This window comes from Halomonas sp. ISL-56 (assembly GCF_018612805.1).
Lineage (GTDB): Bacteria > Pseudomonadota > Gammaproteobacteria > Pseudomonadales > Halomonadaceae > Vreelandella.
In genome coordinates, this window is sequence record NZ_JAGGRO010000008.1 from 224342 (window position 1) to 241604 (window position 17263).

The window sequence follows — 17263 nt, forward strand, 5'->3', positions numbered from 1 at the left end:
CACCACAACCTAATCCCGCAAGCTCATAATCCGCCATTGGCGCTCTTTGGCGATTTCGCGCAGGGTGTCGTCGGGGTCGACGGCGACGGGGTGCTCGACTATTTCTAATAGTGGCAAATCATTGTGCGAGTCGCTGTAGAACCACGCGCCTTCCATGGTCAGGTCTTGACCTTCCAGCCACGTTTCCAAGCGGGTGACTTTACCTTCACGGTAGCTGGGTATGCCTGACACGCGCCCCGTGTAGCGGCCCTCTTTGACTTCTGGGTTCACCGCGATTAAGTGATCAACGCCCAAACGCTCGGCAATAGGTGCGGTGATAAAGCGGTTGGTAGCGGTGATAATCAGCAACGTGTCGCCTTTGGTGCGGTGGCGCGCCAGTAGCTCTTCCGCTTTAGGCAGAATACTTGGCTCGATTTTGCTGGCCATAAACTGCTGGTGCCAAGCAGAAAGCTGTTCAGGAGAGTTATCGGCCAACGGCTTAAGCGCCACTTCTAAAAAGGCCGCCATATCCAAGGTGCCTGCTTTGTAATCGGCCATGAAGCGATCGTTGGCTTCCCGGTAAGCGACTGGGTCGACGGCGCCTTGTTCGAGTAAAAACTCGCCCCAGGCATGATCGCTGTCGATGGATAGCAGCGTATTATCCAAATCGAAAATGGCCAGACTCACGGCGCTCCCCTTTTCTAGTCAGTGGTAGTAAGCGATTAGTATTGGTGTAAAAAACGCTAGTAAGGCAAATAGCGGACGCGGATTATCGCAGAGTCGCCCGGCCATTCCCACCAGCACTCAGGCTAATACCAAGTAAGCATTCATGACTTAGCGTTATATTGTATTGATACGCTTGTCACCCTTGTGGAAAAATGGGGACAACTGAAAATTTATAAGGTGATGTCCGTGATCGACGCTGACGGCTTTCGCCCCAATGTTGGCATCATCATTGCCAATAGCCAGGGGCAGCTGCTTTGGGCGCGTCGGGTAGGACAAAATGCGTGGCAATTTCCCCAGGGGGGCATCAATGCAAGCGAGACGCCACAACAAGCACTTTTTCGTGAGCTTTACGAAGAGATCGGCCTAACCGCCGACGATGTTGATATTGTTGCCTGCACCCGGGGCTGGCTACGCTACCGTCTGCCACGACGTATGATTCGCACACATTCGCGTCCGGTCTGTATAGGCCAGAAGCAGAAGTGGTTTTTACTTAAAATCCGTTGCCAGGAAAGCCAAATCTGTATGACGGCAACCCCAGCCCCCGAATTTGATGGGTGGCGGTGGGTGAGCTACTGGTACCCGCTAGGGCAGGTAGTGCCTTTTAAGCGAGAGGTATATCGGCGCGCGCTACGAGAGTTGTCTCCCCGCGTTCAGCGCCTGGCACAGGATGAAGAATAGGGCGGAAGAAATAGGGTAACGAACCGCTGCCCAAACTAGAGCGGCGGCAGTTTGCCAGGAAATTCCTCAGCGAGGCAAATAATAGTGAAAAGTAAAACGTCCATGCTTGAGGTGTTGCGACGAGTTATTCAGGAAGTGAATGGCGCGCGCAACCTTGAGGCTGCGCTGTCCACGATGGTTCGCCGAATTCGTAAAGCGATGCAGACCGACGTGTGCTCCTTCTATCTTTACGACAAGGAGCTTGAGTCGCTGGTGTTGATGGAGACAATTGGCCTGCGCACTCAAGCAGTAGGTCGTGTCGTACTGCCGTTGGGCGAAGGCTTGGTGGGATTGGTGGCCAAACGCAGCGAGCCACTTAACCTTGAGGATGCCCAGACGCACCCCCAGTTCCGCTATTTTGAAGCCACTGGCGAAGAGCGCTACTCCAGTTTTCTGGGCGTGCCGATTATTCACCAGCGCCACATGCTCGGCGTATTGGTTGTTCAGCAAGCAGAAAAGCGCCGCTACGATGATGAAGACGAAGCCTTCCTGGTCACCATGGCGGCGCAGTTGGCAGGCGTTTTAGCCCACGCATTAGCGACAGGAAACCTGTTACGCCCGGCGCTTGCCGGTGGGCAAGCAATGTTTAAAGGCGTTGCAGCCTCGCCAGGCATGGCCATGGGGGAGGCGGTGGTGATTACCCCACCCTCCGACCTTAATAGCGTGCCTGACCTCATTCCCAGCGATCAGGACTATGAGGTAGCGCGGTTAAAGGAGGCCATAGGTAAAACGCGTAGCGAAATTCGTGCGGCGGCCGAGCGCTTGGCAAGTCGTATTTCTGCACAAGAGCTGGCGCTGTTCGATGTCTACCAACAAATGTTGGGTGAAGCGGCGCTGGCCGATGAAGTGGAAAAGCGTATTCGTGAAGGGCAGTGGGCACCAGGCGCATTGGCCGACGTAGTCCGCCGCCACGTGCAGTACTTAGAGCGAGTCGACGATAACTATCTGCGTGAGCGGGCGGCGGATATTCGTGATCTGGGCCGCCGGGTGCTTGCCCACCTGCAAGAAGATACGCCCTCTACGCCGGAAACCTATCCCGATAACGCCATTTTGGTCGGTGATGAAATCAGCGTGGCCATGCTGGGTGAAGTGCCACGCGATAAGCTAAAAGGGCTGGTCTCGGTGCGTGGCTCCAGCACGTCCCACGTAGCGATTGTGGCCCGCGCCATGGGCATTCCTACGGTGCTGGGCATGGTGGATTTGCCACTGCCGCGGCTAGGCGGTGCACCGGTTGTTCTGGACGGCCACCGTGGCCGGCTGTTTGTACGCCCCTCACCTGAACTTACGGCGCGTTATGAAAGTCTGATCGCCGAAGAAGAGGCGCTCAGCGAACTGCTTGAGCACGAACAGGATCTGCCCAGCGCCACCCCCGACGGCCACATCATGCCGCTAATGGTCAATACCGGGCTGGCGGTCGATGCCACCGCGCTGCTGAAAAGCCGCATTGGTGGTGTGGGGCTCTACCGCACCGAAGTGCCGTTTATGATTACCGAACGTTTCCCCGGCGAAAAAGAGCAAACCAAGCTCTATCGTGACCAGCTCGAAGGCTTTGCACCGCTGCCGGTGGTGATGCGCACGCTGGATATTGGCGGTGACAAAGACCTGCCCTATTTCCCGATTGAGGAGGCCAATCCGTTTTTAGGCTGGCGCGGTATGCGCGTCACCCTGGATCACCCGGAAGTGCTGATGGTGCAACTGCGCGCCATGCTCAAAGCTTCTATCGACCTGGATAACCTCTACGTTCTGTTCCCGATGATCACCAACGTCGAAGAGGTCGATGAAGCCCTGCGCCTGCTGGATCGTGCGATTCTAGAACTGGGCGAAGAGGGCATTACTGTCATCAGGCCCCAGGTGGGCGTAATGATCGAAGTGCCCGCCACTATTTACCAAATGGACGCGCTAGCAAAACGAGTCGACTTCTTCTCCGTGGGCAGCAACGACCTAACCCAGTACTTACTGGCGGTGGATCGCAACAACCCGCGCGTATCGAGCCTTTACGATGCGCTGCACCCGGCGCTGCTCGGTGCTCTGCTAGAGCTTTCCACGGATGCCAGGCGACTCAATAAGCCCATTTCACTGTGCGGTGAATTGGCCGGCGACCCGGCCGGGGCGCTGCTGCTCATGGCCATGGGCTTTACCAGTCTCTCCATGAATGCGCCCAGCCTGCCCAAAGTGCGTGCGGCTATTCGTCGAGTACCGTTTGGCGATGCCGAGAAACTGCTCAAAGAAGTGATGGAGCTGGATACACCTGCCCAGGTGCACACCCATTTAGAGGGGCGTATGGATGAGTGGCAGCTGTCGCATTTGATGCCACCCCGTGACTAGGCCTTGCACAGTCAACAGACTCTAAGGCATTGATGCTAGCGAATCGCTGGGCAGCGCAAGGGTGGTTTCACCCTCAAAGCGACCCAGCGGCCCGAAGCGTTGTTCGGTAATCTTGATATGCCCTTGGCTGTCCAGGGTTAGCCACGAAGTGGCACGGGTGCCATAGCGCTCGCCAACAATAAACGCTGCCGAAAGCTGGCGCTCCAATTCAAGGCCAACGCCGGTATTCGGTAATGCCTCGACAGCCGCTTCTTGCGGGTTTTGCATTGCGCGCTGAACCGCGCTTGGCCATGCCTGCAAGTGACCCTGTTGCAAAATAGCGTGCTCAAGTGCCCCACGTACATGTAATAGCTTTGGCCAGGGGGAGTTGAGGTCGGCGTTGGACAATCCATGTACGCCCGGGGGCACCTCGCTGAGAGCCAGGCGTTCTCGGCCCCGGTGCAAGTGCCAAAGCCGCGTTGGTGTCGCGACTAATAAGTTAAAGCCTGCATAACGCAACGCCTCTCCCTGGCTAAGCTCGCTTAACCATGCTTCAATATCGTTACACTGTAGGGCATTAGCGACCAATTCGCCGCGGCTCGGTGCGCCGGGTGGCACACTTAATTGCAGGTCACGCACATTGGTTAATGTGGCCACGACACCGCCACGCTTGGCCGCCAGCCATGAGCCACCGGCCTCTAAATCGCGCCCACCGACAACGTCAGGGCTATCTCGCCAGTGATCCATTGGCGCAGTGGGGCGAGCATAAAACTCATCACGGTTACCCATCAGCCGCAAAGGCGTGGGCGTGCCGGGTTGCCAAGCAAACGATATTAAACACATAACAAACTCATAGAAGAAAAGGGTGGAAAGCGTTCAACGCAAGCGCTGCATGACAGTAACGAAATGTAGACGTACACTTACATCAGTATCATATTTGTAGCATAAATCCTCACACAGAAAAGTGTGAGTGTCGGCAGTTCGTGCAAAGTTTAAAGCGGTCACGTTATCAGCGGCCATGTGATCAACAGGAAGGCGAGATCATGCAACGTTATCAAAGGGAGCACTTTTGGAACGCCATTGTTTGGCCTCTGCTATGGCCACTGCTGCTAGTGCAAGCTGCTTTAGTTGTGCTTTGCCTGATAGTCGGCGCCATGATGTGGTGGATGTCGCCAAGTAACGCCTCCTGGAGCACCATGCTGTGGTTAATGGCAGCCCTGCTGATTGGCAGTAGCTTGAATGTCTGCGCTTTTCTTATGCTGGTTAAAACACGCGCTCGGCATAAAGACGCCCGTTTTATGCAAGAACTCACCGAACTTGAGCGCCATAGTCAGGCTCTGTGTACCACCGCAGCGCGTGCACTCCCCGAGCATAAATGCTCCCCGCCGGATGCCGCCGACGAATCTCATCTGCCCCTCCAGCGGCTGGCCAGCGTTAATGAAGTACTCGCCGGTCTTGAGCGTTGTATGCATTGCTCGCAAGTAGCCAGCGCCGCTACCAAAAACACGCGGCAGGAGCATGAACAATCCCTGTTGGACGATCTTCAGCACCAGCAACGCCAGCTCAAACACTTGATGGCTGGCCGAGAAAGGGCGCGGGAAGAGTCGCGTTTGAAATCAGGCTACCTAACGCTACTGCAGCATGAAACAGACAACTTGTTAGATCACTTAAACGCCATGGCTGATAAAGAAATTACCGATAATTGTCGGCAAAATGTCATGGAAGTATACGAACACGTGTCGGATATCCGTGCACTATTGACCAATCTCGTTCAGCAAGGTGATGGGATCGGTGAGGCTGGAAGTGATGGCGAGCGTGCCGCGCTACAGCGCAATTTGCGTGTACTGGTTGTCGACGATGGACCAGTGAATTTGATGCTAGCCCGGCAGATGCTGGAGACCCAAGGCCTGCGGGTAGAAGGTGTTAGCAGCGGCGAGCAGGCGCTGGAGCGCCAACAAAGCACTAACTTTGACCTGGTATTCATGGATATCTTTATGCCCATCCTGGACGGGCTTGAAACCTCTCGGCGCTGGCGCGAGTTCGAGCGAAACCGTGGCGGCAACCAAAGCGTGCTGGTTGCACTAACGGCCAATGCAGACAATGCCGGGCGCGATGCCTGTATAGCCGCTGGCATGGATGACTTACTTGCCAAACCGTATCAACCCGAAACCCTGCTTAAAATGATTACTCACTGGTTTCCAGGCACGATTAAATCGACTCCCCCTGAATGACCATGGTCATGACGTTATTGATTTACCTAGCTCTAGGGGCCGTCGCAGGCACAATGGCCGGTGTGTTTGGCGTGGGCGGTGGGCTTATTATTGTTCCCGTGTTGGTGTTTGCTTTTGGGCTGCAAAACATCGCCTCAGAAATTATCATGCATTTAGCCATTGGCACCTCCCTCGCCACCATCCTTGTCACCGGTTCATCCTCAACCCTGGGCCATTTCCGTCGAGGCAGTATTCACCGTGCATGGCTTAAAGCACTGCTGCCAGGGTTGGTATTAGGTGCCGTCGCCGGAGTGTTTGTTGCCGATAATCTCTCCGGCTCGTCGCTGGGAACTATGTTTGGCATCTTCGTTCTACTCATTGCCGCCAAAATGGTGTTTGGTTTAACGCCCAAGCCCGGCAGTGTCGCGCCAGGCAACTGGGTAATGGCGCTGGCGGGTGTCGCAATTGGCGCTGTTTCAGCGCTGTTTGGAATTGGCGGCGGTGCCATGACGGTGCCGCTGCTCTCGCGCTGCGGTGCCAGCATGACCCAGGCGGTGGGCACGGCTGCGGCAGTAGGGCTGCCTATTGCGCTGGTGGGAGCGCTGGCGTTTATCGTGGTGGGGTGGGGAAATCCTCTGCTACCTGCCTGGGCGACTGGCTTTGTTATGTGGCCTGCGTTCTTCAGTATTGTTATCACCAGCGTTCCATTTGCCCGCTTAGGCGTTAAACTTGCCCACGTTTTGCCTGCCCATGCGCTACGGCTCTCCTTCGCGCTACTGTTGGCGGTGGTAGGGATTCGCTTCCTGCTCTCCTAGCCGGGGAGTATTTGGCTTGTTGAGTGGGCGCTTTCAACGCTTCGTAAATGAACAATTTCCTTTGGTCAGATTAGAGAGTGTAAATGATTAATTACCCGACGATTGACCCAGTGGCTATCTCCTTGGGGCCGCTGCAAGTCCATTGGTATGGTCTGATGTATGTAGTGGGGTTTGTCGCCGCCTGGTGGCTTGGCTGTCGGCGCGCATCGCGTATCGGCCTCAATAATGATGATATCGGTGATTTGCTCTTTTACTGTGCAATCGGTGTCGTTGCCGGTGGGCGCTTAGGGTACGCGCTGTTCTACGGACTAGGGCAGTGGATGTCTGACCCACTGTGGATTTTCCGCGTATGGGATGGCGGTATGAGCTTCCACGGCGGCCTACTCGGCGTATTGCTCGCCGCCTGGATATTCGCCCGGCGCAAACAGCTGGCATTCCTAACGCTCACTGATTTTATCGCCCCGTTGGTGCCGATTGGCTTAGGCGCCGGGCGCATCGGTAACTTTATTAATCATGAGCTACCAGGCCGCGTAACCTCGCTGCCCTGGGGGATGCCGTTTCCCGGCATGGGCGCTGAACCGCGCCACCCATCAGCGCTCTATGAGGCGTTATTAGAAGGCGTCGTGCTGTTTGCCATTCTCTGGTGGGTCTCCGCCAAGCCAACAGCGCGTGGCTTTTTATCCGGGCTATTCTTAATCGGCTACGGTGTATTCCGCTTTATGGTCGAGTTTGTCCGCATGCCCGACGCCCACATCGGCTTTATCGCCTTCGGCTGGGTCACCATGGGCATGCTGCTCACCCTGCCGATGATCGCACTGGGCTTCATTATTATTGCCTGGTCCCGCTCTCAGCCAGTGGATGTTAAGGTTTGATGGGGGCAGAGAACCTTGCCTGATCCAGTTGGAAATAGCGTTATAATGCCAGTGTGTCACCAGAGCCTGTTGGGTAATAGCTGTGCACGATAAAGCCAAATTGAGTTGGTACAGAGGTGTGGTATGAGACTCAGTGAAGAGCAAAAAGCGATTGTAAAGCAGGTAGGTCGCGAAGTTTTTGGTAAAAATGTTCAGCTTGCGCTCTTTGGTTCCCGCTTAAACGACCATCTCAAGGGTGGGGATATTGACATTTTAGTCAAGAGCGATGAGCCAATGACGGGCAAAATGATCAAGATGTTGACCATGACGGCTCGGTTACAGATGCGCCTGGGTGACCAGCCAATCGACATATTGATTTATGATCCAGAAACACCCTTGTCACCTGTGTATGAGCAAGCGCTTACTAATGGAGAGCTAATATGAGTGGTCTTCTTCCGGTTGAGCGCTTCTTGGCTACGCTTAGCATAGTAAAGCGCGAAGGGGATCATTTAACATACAGTTGGCTTACGCTATTTGCTGAAGAAAAGCTGATTACCCAAACATGGGTAGAGACGTTAGATGATCAGCCACAAGAAGCGGTTTTCTTAGAAGCATTCGTTTCCAGGTTTGGCCGAATGCAAGATACGCTAGCCGACAAGTTATTACCTCGCTGGTTACAGGCGCTTGCGGAAAAACCGGGCAGTCAAATTGAAACACTTAATCGGGCTGAACGCTTAGGCGTAGTAAACAGTGTTGAAGGGTGGTTGATTGCCAGAAAACTTCGTAACCAGTTGGTTCATGAGTACATGGAAAATGCTCGCGAGTTTGCAGAAGCGATCAATATTGCGCGAGATTCGAGTCTGATGCTTTTGAGCACCTATAATCAGCTTCATCATTATGCAGAAAATAAAATGTTGTTAACTGAGCTTCCTGGACTGTTAAATTTGCCTAATTAGTAGGCTGAAGCTGTTTGGGGTAAGTTCACGCCCGCGGGAGCAGCGCGAAGCGGTGCCGGGTTTGGCTCGTGCAGGCAAGGTTGGTTGGGTGCCACCAGGCGTCGTTCCGCCGCCACCCGCGGGTGCCTCATTCGCTCGTGCCTCGCGAGATTCGTTACCACGCGCTACGGTTTGTGCACTCACTCTATTTCGGTGGTGTGATTACGTGCCACGGCCACGTTCATAATGTGCACACTCTCTTTGAACCCCCATGCTTCATGTGCATGCGAGATTTAGTAGCGCGTGGTAAGCCTCAGGCGCACCCGCGGAATCAGCGCGCAGCGGTGCCGGGGTTGGCCTAATAACGCTAACAGGCCGCCACCGCTAGACCGGGCAGCTATGGGCGCCTAGAATAAACCGCTACACCGCCCGTTAACTTGGAAATTCTGTGACTGCTACAACGCCCGCGCTTGAACAGCCTTATTTAGACTTGATGCAAACCGTTCTGGAGCATGGCGTTGATCGCCACGACCGTACAGGTGTTGGCACGCGCTCCGTGTTTGGCCATCAAATGCGCTTCGACTTATCGCGAGGCTTTCCGCTACTGACCACCAAAAAACTCCACCTGCGCTCAATCATTCACGAACTCCTGTGGTTCCTGAAAGGTGACACCAACATCGCCTACTTAAAAGAGAACGGCGTGCGGATCTGGGACGAGTGGGCGGATGAAAACGGTGACCTAGGCCCCGTTTACGGCTACCAGTGGCGCAGTTGGCCCGACCCCAAAGGCGGCAGCGTTGACCAAATTGCTAAAGTGCTTGGCCAAATTCGCACCTCGCCCCAGTCGCGCCGGCTGATTGTCTCGGCCTGGAACCCGGCCCAGGTCGATGAAATGCAGCTCCCGCCTTGCCATTGCCTATTTCAGTTTTATGTTGCCAATGGAAAGCTGTCGTGCCAGCTTTATCAACGTAGCGCTGACATTTTCCTCGGCGTGCCGTTCAATATCGCCAGCTACGCCTTGCTGCTAACCATGGTCGCCCAAGTGACCGGTCTGCAGCCGGGTGAATTTATCCACACCCTAGGCGATGCCCATCTGTACAGTAATCACCTTGATCAGGCCAAAGAGCAGTTGTCGCGCGCACCCAAGGAAGCGCCTAAGCTGGTGCTTAACCCCGAAATAGACGACCTGTTTGCATTCCGTTTTGAAGACATTCACATTGACGCTTACGAGGCGCACCCGCACATAAAAGCCGAGGTGGCGGTATGAGCCAGCAAAACGATATGAGTAACCAAAACGGCGCTTTCGACTCCCTAGTGCCGGTCGCAATGATCGTTGCCATGGCTAAAAATCGAGTGATCGGCGTAGACGGCAAGTTACCCTGGTACCTGCCTGAAGATTTAAAGTTCTTCAAACGCATTACTCAAGCAAAACCGCTGGTGATGGGGCGTAAAACCTATGCCTCCATTGGCAAGCCACTGCCCAATCGGCTTAATGTCGTCGTCACCCGCAACGCCGAGTTTTCTCATGAAGGCATACGCGTGTGCCACGACCTGCCTGCAGCGCTAGAACTAGCCGACCAGCATGCCACCATTGAGGCGGCAGAAGAGATCATGGTAATGGGAGGCGGTGAAATTTACCGCCAGGCGTTACCCTTTGCCCAACGGCTGTACATAACGGAAGTGGACATCGACGTAGAGGGCGACGCAACGTTTCCTGACTTCGACCCCAACGAGTGGCGAGAAGTACAGCGCGTAGCGGGGCAGCCAGCAGAAGGGCAGCCAAGCTACGATTTTGTCGTCTATGAGCGCATCGCCGACTGAAAAGGGCAAAGGAGAAGGCTATGGCCGCCAGCTTAATGAATATGCTAGATGACTTAGAAACGCGTCTTGAACGCACACAAGCTGAGCTACAGGCCCTGCGTGAGGAAAACCAGCGGCTAAAGCAGCAATTGGCGCAGAAAGATGCCCAAGCGCAAAGCGTGCCAAGCTCTGAGCCCGCGGCTACAATAAAAGCTGACACATCTAGTGAAGTGGCTTTTGGCACACAGCCCTTGGAAACATCGTCCTTGGAAACATCGTCCTTGGAAGCACCGTCCTTGGAAGCACAGCCCCTCAACACACAAGCACTTGACGTTCCGGTACCTGAAAAGAGTGCATCTGACGAAACTGTTCCTTTCGAAGCTGCCTCTGTCGAAGCTGACCCTGTTGAAGCTACTCCTGCTGAAACGGCCAAAGCACCTTCACCGCATGCCCTGCTTAATCAATGGTACGAGCGATACCCCAAAGCGTTCTTTAAGGGGCATACCAAACCGCTGAAAATAGGTATTCACCAAGAGCTTGCTGAGCGTGAAGAGTGGCCCAATAAGCTGATTCGTCGCGCCTTGGCCAACTATGTGAACCTGCCGCGCTATATAAAAGCAGTGCGAGAGGGTGCAGAACGGGTAGATTTGGATGGCCAGTCCGCTGGCAAAGTCGATAAAGAAGCAGCACTTCATGCGTCGCAAAAACGCGGTGATCAGAAAGCAGTTGGGCAGCCCAAAAAAGGGCAATCTAATTCGTCGCCTGCTGCTAAAAAGCCCCGTATAGTGGCTCCTAAGCAGCATGAAGTAGAACATGAAGTAAAAAAAGCTGAGCCACGTAAGCCGCTTAGCATGGAAGACAAATTGTTAGACCTGCAGCAGAAATTTAAAGGCCGCTGAGACCAACCCTGGCGGCAGGGGTTCCATAAAAAAGCACAATTAGTAAAAAAACACTGTTTTTTTCTATTGCGTTCCCTGGAGTCCCGGTATAGAGTTTGTTCTGCGAGCATTGGACTATAACAAGGCTTAGTTGAGGACATGCCGCATACCACCGGGAAAAACCGGCGGATGGCAAAAGAGCATGGCCCGCAAAAGCCAACTGCCAGCTTATCAAGAGCTGAGCAGCAACGATCGAAACAGTATACGAGTTAAGGAACTTACATCATGAAAAAAACACTTTTAGCGACTGCTATCGTTGGCGCCCTGGGTGCCTCAGCTGCAGCACAAGCTGCAACTGTTTACGACCAAGACGGCACCAAGCTTGACGTCTATGGCCGTATTGCCATGGGTGTCGCTGGTGGCGGCCCTGAGTACAACGGCAACGGCGACAAAATTGATAACGACGCTGAATTCGTAGATGTTTATTCACGTCTTGGCCTGCGCATGAGCCAGGAAATTTCTCGCGACCTGACTGCTTTCGGTCGTCTTGAGTGGCGTTTCGACGGTGACGAGCGTACCGGTCCTAGCGGTAACGGCAACACCGGCTTTAAAGAAGTTCGTCAGAGCTACATCGGTCTGCAAAGCGACCAGTTCGGTACTTTCCAGGCGGGTAACTTCGACGCATTCTACAACCAATTCGTTTCTCTGCCGTTCGATGTTTACATCGACCGTGGTCTGGAATTCGCTGGTCACCCGACTCAGTCACGTGGTGACTCTATCGGTTACTACACACCTGACCTGAGCGGCTTCACCGCATTCTTGCAGCTGAAACACTACAGCGAGCGCGGCCTGACTGAAGCAGAGCAGACTTCTGCTGGCGAAGTAATTGCACCGCAAGGTGGTGTTCGTTACGCACAAGGTCCTGTGACTCTTGGTCTCGGTTTTGTTGACGACGTTGCACGTGGCGGCGGCAACAATGAAATGTTGTACGGCCTGATCGGTTCTTATGACATTACTGACCAGTTCTCTGCGCGTCTGGGTTACGAAACTCGTGACGACAACGGTACTCGTGGCGGTGGTTTCGACACAGTTGGTCTAGGTGGTACTTTCACCACTGGCCCTTGGGCATTTGCTGCTGACATCTACGACGTAGATCCTGAAGGTTCAGACAGCCGCACTGCTTGGGCGCTGGGTTCTTACTACAAAGTTTCCAGCAACTTTGACGTGTTCCTAGAGCTGCAGCAAGCTGACCAGCAGTCCATCAGCGTAAACGTATTCGACAACGACGAAGTTGTTGGTGTTGATACTGCCGATGGCGACGACATGTACTGGCTGACAGGCGCTCGTTACCACTTCTAAGCTTGTTTTAAACACCATGCTTGAAAGGTAACTGCCTAGCAGAACCAAATAGAACCGGCCTCTTAGAGGCCGGTTTTTTTTTGGCTCATTGATTGCCTTTTCTGTAGTTAATACAAATAAGAACGTTTTTCCTTTAACGATAACTTGATATTGTATAACATTGTTCCGCTGCACAGCTGAATAGCTAAAGCAGACAATAAAATTAGCGTATCAAGGGATTATTTCTAATGCAGAAGAAGCAGTTGGCAGTGGCGGTAGCAAGCCTGTTAAGTATCTCCTCGGCTCAAGCCACAACGCTTTATGATCAGGATGGCACGAAGCTGGATATTTATGGACGTATTTCCATGGGTATTGCAGGCGGTGGGCCTGAGTTTAATAGCGCAGGAAATAAAGTTAATGACGGCGCTGAATTTGTTGATGTTTACTCCCGTCTTGGGTTTCGAATGAGTCATGCTGTCACGTCGGATCTAACGGCATTAGGGCACGTAGAGTGGCGCTTTACCGGCGACGAGAGAAACACTAACCAGGGTTTTAATGAAATTCGTCAGAGCTATATCGGCTTGGCGAGCAAACAGTACGGTACGTTGCTGGCAGGTAATTTTAATAGCATGTACTCCCAGTTTGTCTCAATGCCCTTTGATGTTTATCAAGACCGTGGCTTGCTGTTTAAATCCTCGGGTCTGCAGTCCTGGGGTGACTCGCTTGCCTATTACACGCCTGAGCTGAACGGTTTCACCTCTTTCCTACAAGTTAAACACTACAGTGAGCGCGGATTAACGGCTGCTGAACAGAGTAGTGAAGGCGATGTAACCGCTGCTCAGGGCGGCGTTCAGTACCAGCAGGGGGCTTTAAAGGTGGGGTTTGGCGCAGTTGAAAACGTAGTGCGTGGCGGTGGTAGCGGAAACGGCGAAATGCTTTATGGCCTTATCGGCTCATACTCACTATCTGATCAGCTATCAATGCGCTTAGGTATCGAAACCCAAGACAACAGCGATACCTATGGCGGCGGGTTTGAGACGGTCGGCCTGGGTGGTACTTACTCCACTGGGCCCTGGGCATTTACCGCAGATTACTACAACGTAGACCGCGACGACGGTGAAGAGAGCAACGCTTGGGCCGCGGGGGCTTACTATAAGATTTCCAGTGCATTTGATGTGTTCGTGGAGCTAGCGGACGGCGATGCGCCAAGCATACGAAAAGAAAGTTCGGCAGACAGGACATATTGGCTGACAGGGGCGCGTTATCACTTCTAGCGGCATAATAAAGCGCTAAGAGTTAATTTGTGTTTATCAAAACGGCCGCATGTTATGTGGCCGTTTTTTTGATTTTTAATGATCATTGCTCTCACAATAAGAATGAATAGGTTGTACAGGAACTGTCCATGTAGAGCCGGTGGCGGTATTCCCCTACAATGGGGGGCTGGCAAAAGTGCTTTGCGCTTGTGCCAACCACTTTCATCCACCCAGAGAAGTAGGGCAAGGGAATACGCCCGTTATAATCCCTGGGCGGTAGCGTGCCTTTTATTTGGAAATAACTATGTCGATATCTCAACGTTCAGTGGTCTCTCCAGCACGCATGCTGCTGGCAGCGCTGAGCTTAGCCGTGGTGAGTGGTTGTGCCTCGTACCCCTCCAGCTCAGCTCAGCAAGAAGCGCAATATGTATTGAATAACGACCCTGCCACCCTGCTGCAAGACGACAATCTCAATGGCTTTTTAGCACAGGCACCAGCAGGTGCTGTGTTGAATGTTCCTCAAAGCCCATGGGGGAATAATGTCGAGATTGTGGCTGACGCTGCTTACCTTGCCGCGAGTGGTCGTGAGTGTCGCAAGCTAAGAGTGGTAGCCGTAGACTCTAATAACGCGCGTTCTGCACTAGTCTGTAAAACACCCAATGGTTGGGTTAATCAACGCGTTGTGGCACAAACACTACAGGGGCGCAATTAATGAAAGTGACCACACTGCTCGACCGCGCTGCGCTAAATCGCTCGTTAGCCGTCGCTTCCATAGCGCTTGCCAGCGTTTTTGTAGCTCCCAACACCTGGGCGCAGGCGCTGAGCCTTTCCGACAGTATTTTGCCTCAGCAGGCTAACCAGCAAGGCAGCCTGCCGCAGCAGGAAGAAGTCGTCGACACGCCGCGTGCCAATTGGAATAGCGGCACCTATGGCCCGGTTTCAGCCTCTCCACAAGACCCCGATGCGCTACCGCCATTTGGCGCTAACCTATTTACCGGCGGTTTCCGCGGTGCAATGGGAGATGGCCTTAATCCTGATTACCGCATTAAACCAGGCGACCAAGTCACTGTTCGCGCCTGGGGTGCCTTTGAATTCGATCGTGTGCTACCCGTAGATGCCCAAGGTAATATTTTTATCCCTGGCTCAGGGCCGCTAAAAGTAGAAGGGCAGAGCAGTCAACAGGTAGATGGCAGTGTGCGCCAGGCCATTACCTCGGTATACCCGGATAACGTCCAGGTCTATACCAACCTGCAAGGCGTACAGCCCGTAGCCGTCTACGTGACGGGCTATGTTGAAAACCCTGGCCGTTATGCTGGCACTCCCAACGACTCACTGCTCTATTTTCTAGATCAGTCCGGCGGCATAGATCAAGACCTGGGTAGTTATCGTCAAATTCGTGTGATGCGTGAAGGCCGCAGTGTCGCCACCGTCGACCTCTACGATTTCTTGATCAATGGCAATATACCTCGCCCGCAATTCCAAGATGGCGATACCATCGTTGTTGAAGAGCGTGGCCCAGCGATTGCTGTAGGTGGAGATGTTCACCGAGAATACCGTTACGAAATGACAGGCAGCAGCCTAAGTGGCGCTGAACTTGTTAATCTAGCACGGTTAAGAAGCGGCGTTTCTCACGTTTTGCTTCGCGGTGATCGTGAAGATGGGCCTATTGCCCAATACTTCCCCATTGATATGTTTGCCGGTCAAATGATCCGTAGCGGCGACGAAGTATTATTCAGCTCTGATAAGCGCAGCGAAACCATCGTGGTGGAAGTAGAAGGTAGCTATTACGGCCCTTCACGGTACGCATTGCCGCGAGATGCCCGTTTAAGCGAATTGCTGGACGCCATCGCCGTACCTGAAAACATGACTGCCGTAGAAAGCATTTCAATACAGCGTGAAAGCGTCAAACAGCAGCAGGCGCAGTCGCTTGAAGACAGCCTACGCCGACTAGAGACAACCTACCTAGGTGCCCCCTCTAGCACCAATGAAGAAGCGCAAATTCGCGTACAGGAAGCGGAGTTAATTCAGGATTTCATCTCCCGGGCCAGCGAGTTAGAACCAAGTGGCCGTCTAGTAGTGGCCTACGATGGGCGCATTTCCGATATTCGACTGCAGGACGGCGATGTGGTCACCATTCCGGAATTGAGCGACTCCATGCTAATCAGTGGTGAAGTACTTGTGCCCCAAGCCGCTGTTTACCGCCCAGGTATGAGCGTGATCGATTACATTGAAGGTGCAGGCGGCTTCACCGACCGTGCAGATGACGACCATATTCTTGTGGTACGTCAGAACGGTGCAGTTGAAAATGCGCGCAATGTAAACCTGCGCCCCGGCGATGAAATCCTCGTCATGCCCGCTGCACCCACGCATAACCTGCAGCTAGCCTCCACGCTCACGCAGATCCTCTACCAGATCGCAGTAGCCACCAAAGTAGCGGTTGATCTGTAGAAAAGTTCTGTAAAAAGGTAAGGAGTGAGGGGGGAGGGGTAAGAAGCGAATGGTAAGGAGTTAGGAGTGAAGGGTGAGGTGTCAAACAAACACTTCACACCTCACAATTAACACCTCACTCCTCACGATTTACACCTTACCCTTCACAATTAACACCTCACCCCTTACACCTCACTTATTCAAGAAGTAGCGCTATGGATAACGTAAACGGCGGCCCTCGGCGGAGCGCACGAACACCGTGGCAAGTCACGCGCAGCGTGTGGTTCGCCATGTTCATGCGCGAAGCCATTTCGCGCACTATGTCTGACCGTATGGGCTGGTTCTGGATGATCTTCGAACCAGTCGCCTTTACAGGCATTATGGTAGGTATTCGTAGCTTTATTCGCGGCGACCGCCTGGTCGTTAACGCCGAATTTATCCCTTGGATGATTACAGGGTTAATGGGCTTTTTCCTAGTGCGGGAAGGCATGATTCGGGGGATGGGCGCGATTAGTGGTAACAAGGCCCTTTTTGCCTACCGCCAAGTACAGCCCGTAGACCCCGTATTAGTCCGCAACTTTTTAGAAGGCATGCTGCGTAGCTTTATCTTCCTGATTTTTATAGGTGGCGGGTTAATGCTCGGGCTGGACATGTACCCAGATAATGCGCTTAGGGCAATGGCTGCCTGGCTTTCCCTCTGGAGCCTAGGGCTTGGTTTGGGTCTGGTAACCTCAGTAGCGTCGACACTGGTACCTGAGCTTGGCCGAGTGATAACCATGCTCTCTTTACCCCTATTAATAATCTCAGGGGTGATTTTGCCGCTTAATTCCTTACCCCACTGGTTGCTGGAATACCTGATGCTTAATCCCATTCCCCACGGCCTTGAAACGCTGCGCCTGGGCTTTTTTGACAAGTACCAAGTCGTACAGGGCACCAGCATGCTCTATCTCTGGCTGTTTACATTCACGTTAATTGCCCTGGGGCTATTGATGCACCTGCGCTTTACTGATCGTTTGAAGGCACAATAAAC

General features: G+C 53.5%; 17 protein-coding genes. 15 read left to right on the forward strand and 2 right to left on the reverse strand.

Going from position 1 to position 17263, the window contains the following annotated elements:
- Positions 1–9 precede the first annotated feature (9 nt).
- Positions 10–666 carry a histidinol-phosphatase gene (locus J7J49_RS07055; RefSeq protein ID WP_215091326.1) on the reverse strand — a complete coding sequence of 219 codons (657 nt, stop codon included), beginning with the start codon at positions 664–666 and terminating at the stop codon, positions 10–12.
- A 225-nt stretch (positions 667–891) separates the two neighbouring features.
- On the opposite strand from J7J49_RS07055, the gene rppH reads away from it, so the two are divergent.
- Together rppH and ptsP are read left to right on the forward strand one after the other, a co-directional pair.
- Positions 892–1383 carry an RNA pyrophosphohydrolase gene (rppH, locus tag J7J49_RS07060; RefSeq protein WP_215091329.1) on the forward strand — a complete coding sequence of 164 codons (492 nt, stop codon included), beginning with the start codon at positions 892–894 and terminating at the stop codon, positions 1381–1383.
- Between the two features lie 102 nt (positions 1384–1485).
- Complete coding sequence (gene ptsP / locus J7J49_RS07065; protein WP_064236350.1) at positions 1486–3747, forward strand: phosphoenolpyruvate--protein phosphotransferase; 2262 nt, start codon at positions 1486–1488, stop codon at positions 3745–3747.
- 21 nt (positions 3748–3768) lie between these two features.
- On the opposite strand, the gene J7J49_RS07070 is transcribed toward ptsP, so the two are convergent.
- Positions 3769–4569 (reverse strand): NRDE family protein, encoded by an 801-nt coding sequence (locus J7J49_RS07070; RefSeq protein ID WP_215091331.1) that lies wholly within the window; start codon positions 4567–4569, stop codon positions 3769–3771.
- 200 nt (positions 4570–4769) lie between these two features.
- Between J7J49_RS07070 and J7J49_RS07075 the strand changes: the two genes are divergently transcribed.
- From J7J49_RS07075 to J7J49_RS07135, 13 genes are all read left to right on the forward strand, one after another.
- Positions 4770–5957: a response regulator gene (locus J7J49_RS07075; RefSeq protein WP_215091333.1), complete on the forward strand. Its 1188-nt coding sequence runs from the start codon at positions 4770–4772 to the stop codon at positions 5955–5957.
- 8 nt (positions 5958–5965) lie between these two features.
- Complete coding sequence (locus J7J49_RS07080) at positions 5966–6751, forward strand: sulfite exporter TauE/SafE family protein (protein WP_373557068.1); 786 nt, start codon at positions 5966–5968, stop codon at positions 6749–6751.
- An 83-nt stretch (positions 6752–6834) separates the two neighbouring features.
- A complete protein-coding gene (lgt, locus tag J7J49_RS07085; RefSeq protein ID WP_215091334.1) occupies positions 6835–7623 on the forward strand; it encodes a prolipoprotein diacylglyceryl transferase in 789 nt (262 codons plus the stop codon).
- A gap of 123 nt (positions 7624–7746) precedes the next feature.
- Complete coding sequence (locus J7J49_RS07090) at positions 7747–8046, forward strand: nucleotidyltransferase domain-containing protein (RefSeq protein ID WP_215091335.1); 300 nt, start codon at positions 7747–7749, stop codon at positions 8044–8046.
- Positions 8043–8558 (forward strand): hypothetical protein, encoded by a 516-nt coding sequence (locus J7J49_RS07095; RefSeq protein WP_215091336.1) that lies wholly within the window; start codon positions 8043–8045, stop codon positions 8556–8558. Before J7J49_RS07090 ends, J7J49_RS07095 begins: the two co-directional genes overlap by 4 nt.
- 427 nt (positions 8559–8985) lie before the next feature.
- A complete protein-coding gene (locus J7J49_RS07100; protein WP_215091337.1) occupies positions 8986–9804 on the forward strand; it encodes a thymidylate synthase in 819 nt (272 codons plus the stop codon).
- On the forward strand, positions 9801–10358 hold the full coding sequence (locus J7J49_RS07105) for a dihydrofolate reductase (RefSeq protein ID WP_064236358.1): 558 nt from the start codon (positions 9801–9803) through the stop codon (positions 10356–10358). Before J7J49_RS07100 ends, J7J49_RS07105 begins: the two co-directional genes overlap by 4 nt.
- Before the next feature lie 20 nt (positions 10359–10378).
- Positions 10379–11236, forward strand: a complete 858-nt coding sequence (locus J7J49_RS07110) for a ProQ/FINO family protein (RefSeq protein ID WP_215091339.1) — start codon at positions 10379–10381, stop codon at positions 11234–11236.
- Between the two features lie 264 nt (positions 11237–11500).
- Entirely contained in the window at positions 11501–12574 is a 1074-nt protein-coding gene (locus J7J49_RS07115; protein ID WP_215091340.1) for a porin, read from the forward strand.
- A gap of 227 nt (positions 12575–12801) precedes the next feature.
- On the forward strand, positions 12802–13827 hold the full coding sequence (locus J7J49_RS07120; protein ID WP_215091342.1) for a porin: 1026 nt from the start codon (positions 12802–12804) through the stop codon (positions 13825–13827).
- A gap of 283 nt (positions 13828–14110) precedes the next feature.
- On the forward strand, positions 14111–14518 hold the full coding sequence (locus tag J7J49_RS07125; protein ID WP_215091344.1) for an RT0821/Lpp0805 family surface protein: 408 nt from the start codon (positions 14111–14113) through the stop codon (positions 14516–14518).
- Entirely contained in the window at positions 14518–16254 is a 1737-nt protein-coding gene (locus J7J49_RS07130; protein WP_215091345.1) for a polysaccharide biosynthesis/export family protein, read from the forward strand. Before J7J49_RS07125 ends, J7J49_RS07130 begins: the two co-directional genes overlap by 1 nt.
- 194 nt (positions 16255–16448) lie before the next feature.
- On the forward strand, positions 16449–17261 hold the full coding sequence (locus J7J49_RS07135; protein ID WP_215091347.1) for an ABC transporter permease: 813 nt from the start codon (positions 16449–16451) through the stop codon (positions 17259–17261).
- The last annotated feature ends 2 nt before the right edge of the window (positions 17262–17263 follow it).